The sequence below is a fragment of the Propionivibrio sp. genome, assembly GCF_016790145.1.
In the GTDB taxonomy this organism is placed as follows: domain Bacteria; phylum Pseudomonadota; class Gammaproteobacteria; order Burkholderiales; family Rhodocyclaceae; genus Propionivibrio.
This window is the reverse complement of record NZ_JAEUOI010000208.1, coordinates 1-4477: the sequence shown is the minus strand read 5'-3', so window position 1 is coordinate 4477 and position 4477 is coordinate 1. Positions and strand designations below refer to the sequence as shown.

General features: G+C 58.0%; 7 protein-coding genes. 5 read left to right on the top strand and 2 right to left on the bottom strand.

Features of this window, described 5'->3' with window-relative positions; translation table 11 throughout:
- Window positions 1-129 precede the first annotated feature (129 nt).
- The 4 genes from JNM42_RS17035 to JNM42_RS17020 all read left to right on the top strand — a co-directional run bounded on the left by JNM42_RS17035 (window position 130) and on the right by JNM42_RS17020 (window position 2816).
- Window positions 130-1605 carry an FMN-binding glutamate synthase family protein gene (locus tag JNM42_RS17035; RefSeq protein ID WP_294272994.1) on the top strand — a complete coding sequence of 492 codons (1476 nt, stop codon included), beginning with the start codon at window positions 130-132 and terminating at the stop codon, window positions 1603-1605.
- A gap of 136 nt (window positions 1606-1741) precedes the next feature.
- A complete protein-coding gene (locus JNM42_RS17030) occupies window positions 1742-2080 on the top strand; it encodes a hypothetical protein (RefSeq protein WP_294272991.1) in 339 nt (112 codons plus the stop codon).
- Window positions 2081-2111: 31 nt separating this feature from the next.
- Window positions 2112-2372, top strand: coding sequence for a glutathione S-transferase N-terminal domain-containing protein (locus tag JNM42_RS17025; RefSeq protein ID WP_294272989.1), 261 nt, complete (start codon window positions 2112-2114; stop codon window positions 2370-2372).
- Window positions 2373-2423: 51 nt separating this feature from the next.
- Window positions 2424-2816, top strand: coding sequence for a glutathione S-transferase C-terminal domain-containing protein (locus JNM42_RS17020; protein ID WP_294272997.1), 393 nt, complete (start codon window positions 2424-2426; stop codon window positions 2814-2816).
- 47 nt (window positions 2817-2863) lie between these two features.
- Here JNM42_RS17020 and JNM42_RS17015 read toward each other — a convergent pair whose 3' ends face one another.
- The gene (locus JNM42_RS17015) at window positions 2864-3061 is read right to left on the bottom strand and encodes a hypothetical protein (protein WP_294272986.1); all 198 of its coding nucleotides are present in this window, start codon (window positions 3059-3061) and stop codon (window positions 2864-2866) included.
- A gap of 437 nt (window positions 3062-3498) precedes the next feature.
- Complete coding sequence (locus JNM42_RS17010) at window positions 3499-3708, bottom strand: hypothetical protein (RefSeq protein WP_294272984.1); 210 nt, start codon at window positions 3706-3708, stop codon at window positions 3499-3501.
- A gap of 525 nt (window positions 3709-4233) precedes the next feature.
- Between JNM42_RS17010 and JNM42_RS17005 the strand changes: the two genes are divergently transcribed.
- A partial coding sequence (locus JNM42_RS17005) for a transposase (protein WP_294272981.1) occupies window positions 4234-4477 on the top strand: 244 nt, incomplete at its 3' end.

Genomic DNA, 4477 nt, shown 5'->3' with positions numbered 1-4477 from the left:
ATGTAGTCGACGTTTGGCACGCTTCGCCAAACCGGTATCCTGCCCGCAAATGGGTGCAGAGTAGCCAGGGACCAGCGGGAACGACTAACATAGTTGAACTTCTATTGAACGTCGTCAAGGGAGCCGCAAATGCTCAATATGGTACTGGTTAGCCTGGGTGTTCTCCTCGCCTTCTCCTTCGTTGGCGCACTGGCCTACTTTTACGTACAGGATGTCACGCAGGAAAAGCACGCCGTATTGCGTAATTTTCCGCTGGTCGGCCACCTGCGCTACATCTTTGAGCGCCTCGGCGAGTATTTTCGTCAGTACTTTTTTCTTGGCGACCGTGAAGAAATGCCCTTCGACCGGGCCACCCGCAGTTGGGTGTACCGCATGGCCAAGAACGAAGGCGGCATTATCGGCTTCGGCTCGACCTACCGCATTCATGAAACCGGTGCGCTGATTTTCGTCAATGCGCCCTTCCCTGTGCTTGAGGAAGACCAGCGCCCGACGCCTGAACGGCTGATCGGCGAGGGGTATTGCCGGACGCCGTTCACAGGCAGGTCGCTGGTCAATATCAGTGCCATGAGTTTTGGCGCGATTTCGCAGCCGGCCGTGCGCGCGCTGTCGCGCGGCGCGGCGGCGGCGGGCTGCTGGCTAGATACCGGTGAGGGCGGCTTGTCTCCTTACCATCTGGAGGGCGGCTGTGACATCATCTTCCAGCTCGGAACGGCGAAGTACGGGGTGCGTGACGAGAACGGCCACCTCTCGGATCAACGCCTGCGCGAACTGGCCGCGCACGAGACGGTGCGGGCCTTCGAGATCAAGTTGTCGCAGGGGGCCAAACCGGGCAAGGGCGGGGTTCTGCCGGGCACCAAGGTGACACCCGAGATCGCCGTTATTCGCGGTATTGCCGAGGGCCGTGATTCGCTCAGCCCGAACCGCCACCCGGATATCGCCAGCATCGACGAGTTGCTCGACATGGTCGAGCATGTGCGTTCCGTGACTGGCAAGCCGGTTGGCGTCAAGACCGCCATTGGCGGCACGCGCTTCATGGATGAGCTCAGGGCAGCAGTCTCGCGTCGGGGGCTGCACGCGGCGCCTGACTTTCTGACCATCGATGGCGGAGAAGGCGGTAGCGGTGCGGCGCCGCAGGCACTGGCGGATCACATGGCGCTGTCGATCGACGAAGCGCTGCCGCTGGTTGCCGACGCGCTGATTGCCGGCGGCCTGAAGGAACGTATCCGGGTGATTGCCTCCGGACAACTGGTGACGCCGGCCCGCGTTGCCTGGGCGCTGGCGGCCGGCGCCGATTTCGTGAACACGGCGCGCGGATTCATGTTTGCGCTGGGCTGCATACAATCCCTACGCTGCCACGCCAATACCTGCCCGACCGGCGTCGCCACGCACAACCCCCGGCTGCAGCGCGGCCTGGTCGTCGAGGACAAGGCAGCACGGGTAGCCTCCTACTGCCGGAACATGAACAAGGAGGTCGAGATGATCGCCCACTCCTGCGGTCTGCGCGATGCGCGCGGTCTGCACCGCGAACATGTGCGCATCGTCCAGGCGTCCGGGCAGAGCGTCGCTCTTGACGTTCTCTTCCCGTATCCAGCGATATCGTTGTGAAAGCGGACAGTTGTGATGGCCCCAAGTATCGTGCCGGCGATTACACTGAATGCCGCACAAGCGCACGTGCGAACTGAAAATTACAGGCTTCAAGGCGCCTGTTCCAAATGACTTGGCTTGAACCTGGGAGAAGAGAATGGCCGGTTACGAGCACTACGATGAAATCGCCAAACAGATTGAACATGAAATTGTGGTAAAGGGAATCGTTCTGGGTATCGACTGGACGAACGAGGCGCAGGTTGGCGCCCTGGCCCACGAGGCGCTCGACCACCTGGCCAATGATGTGAAACGTGCCGCCTCCGGTCATGTGGATCACAAGCTGATGGCCAAGGTCGACCTTTACGGCCTGGCGGCGATGATGCTGCGAACAATGGAAGAAAGCGCTGATACCGGTTTCGAAAGCCACGGTGGAGTCGCATGGAAAGCATTTTCCAGGGCGCTCAGGAAAGAAGCTGAATTGCGTAAATCACGTTAAGGGTTGCTGCCGAACAGAGAGGAGAAGTGGAATGCTCAAACTCGTTCAGTTTCACCCGGCCTTCGGCGTGCGCGACATGAGCCCGTTCTGCCTCAAGCTCGAAACTTATTTGCGTATGGCGGGCATTGAGCACGAGGTCGTCTGGAACAGTAACCCGCGCAGCGCACCCAAGGGCAAGCTGCCCTGCATTGTGGATGGTGATGTGGTCATGGGCGACTCGTCGCTGATCATCGACTACCTCAAGGTGAAGTTTGGCGACCCGCTTGATGAAAGACTGAGTGCCGCGCATTAGGGGCAAGCGCTGGCCTGCCGCTCACTCTTTGAAGACAGCCTGTTGTATCCCGTGATCTACTCACGCTGGATCGACCCGCTCGGCTGGAGCAAAATGCAGGCCCTGTTTGAGCGACTGCCGCTTCTCTTGCGCTACATTGTTCCCGGCCTCGTGCGTGGCGGCGTGCGCAAGCAGATTCATGCTCAGGGAATGGGCCGCCACCGACCCGATGAAATCTACCGTTTCGGTTTACAGTATCTGGCCGCCATCGAGACGCTACTCGGCGAGAAGACATTCATGCTCGGCGATGCGCCGACCTCGCTCGACGCAACGGCCTACGGCTTTCTCGCCAATCTGGTTGATACTGATTTTGATAACCCGCTCAACCGCAAGGCGCGCGCCACACCGGGCTTCGTTGCCTACTGCGTACGCATCAAGCAAGGCTACTTTGCTGATCTAAAATAGCGGCGCGGCGCAATCAACCGGGCGATCAGACATTGGATCGCGTCGACTTATCGGGGCGCTTTTCGGCCGGCATTGTGGTTCCAGTGAGTGCATGCCAGCAGGGATGGCTCCCTGTTCTGGCCGTGCCAGACTGCACGGATGGCCTCAATGAATTCGCGGGCTACTCTCGAAGGTACCAGGTAATGGCGATTGGAGACGTTAAGCTTGGCGGCCAGCCAATCGACGAGCGAAAGCGTCAGAACCATTAAGCCTCTGAATGCCAGTAGAATTGCGTTTGCCTGATGCTTGCTCATAATAGCCACCCTTGGTAGTCACATGCAACACTAATCGTATAAACAATATACTATGTTTACGATTGCATGTAACGAAATAAATTCACTCTGGTGGCGATAATGAATGCATCGCCATGCAATTGGGTCCTCAAAGAGTTCGGTAACAGCGGCAAGCAAAGCAGAATACCGGTTCGCATGTCCTGCAAATGACGGTAGTCACGTAGCCACCGAGGGCGGCGAGAAAAATGGTACGGCTATCAGCGCCGCCATGGCTGCAGCGAGATTCAGGGCGATCTTGTGAGCCTTACGCTCAATGCGGGTGCGCTGAAAGATGGGTTCAACTCGCTGACCAGACCTCCGGAAGGATTCGCCAGCGATAACGGTGGCCCAGGAATGAAGGACCGTGGAGCTTAGTGCAGTCCGTTGCAGGTGCGCTGCAGGTGCTTGTGCATCGCCAGGATGGCAAGGGTTTCGGTCGGGCAACCGTAATCGGGATCGATCAGTTGGCTGGCTAGCTCATAGAGGGACTTGGCCAGACGGCGACGGTGCTGAGATATGCCCTGCTCGAGCTGCCATGCTCTCGCCGCCCGAGCAATTTCAACATAGTCGACAGTGGCCATGATTCTTCCATTTCGTGAAATGCAACAGATTGAAAGCAAGCGACCATTATAACCGATGAGCAGGCCGTCAGTATTGAGTGATGAACCTGGGTGAGGCACTGCAATCGCTTACGCAGAAGTCATAAGTTGGGCCAATTCATAGTTGAGGGGTGAGCCCGAGAAGAGATACGCGGTAGTCTGGGCGACGATCGGCGAGTTTGCGGCGGCGGCGTAGGCTTCGCTCAGGATGGAGTGTGTCCTTGCGCAAGGCGGAGAGCGTGAACTTGCGAATGGCTGACAAGTTGCGCGCGGCATGGCCTTTCTTCACCCGGCAGTGATCTTCGCGAAAGGTCACGTCAAGGACACAGTACATGGCCTCAATACCCCAGTGAACCCATCTCGTTATACACAACCCTGAACGCATATAGCACGGCCTGGAATAACCGTTTACTTTCAACAGGTTACGGAAACACTTGTAAACTCAACGGATTACGCGTCTACTCTCGTCTTTTGGGTGACGTTTTGGCCAAGCCAACAAAGCCGTGGGTGAATACAGAATTTGTCGATCTTGATCTGGGTGATGAACGCCTGAACAAACGAGCGCGGACGCTGATGGACCGCTTTTCGTCCAAGCCGACGGCCAGCATCACGATGGCGTGCAATGGCTGGTCGGAGACAATCGCCACCTACCGCTTCTTGGGCAATGAAGCGGTCGATTGGCGCGATATCATGGCGCCGCATTACGCGCAGACCCGGCAACGCATGCGTGCGCATGCGGTGGTACTGTGTT

Bases quoted from the DNA above. Each gene is read 5' to 3' on its own strand.
- JNM42_RS17035 (WP_294272994.1), top strand. From the start codon at position 130: ATGCTCAATATGGTACTGGTTAGCCTGGGTGTTCTCCTCGCCTTCTCC.
- JNM42_RS17030 (WP_294272991.1), top strand. From the start codon at position 1,742: ATGGCCGGTTACGAGCACTACGATGAAATCGCCAAACAGATTGAACAT.
- JNM42_RS17025 (WP_294272989.1), top strand. From the start codon at position 2,112: ATGCTCAAACTCGTTCAGTTTCACCCGGCCTTCGGCGTGCGCGACATG.
- JNM42_RS17015 (WP_294272986.1), bottom strand. From the start codon at position 3,061: ATGGTTCTGACGCTTTCGCTCGTCGATTGGCTGGCCGCCAAGCTTAAC.
- JNM42_RS17010 (WP_294272984.1), bottom strand. From the start codon at position 3,708: ATGGCCACTGTCGACTATGTTGAAATTGCTCGGGCGGCGAGAGCATGG.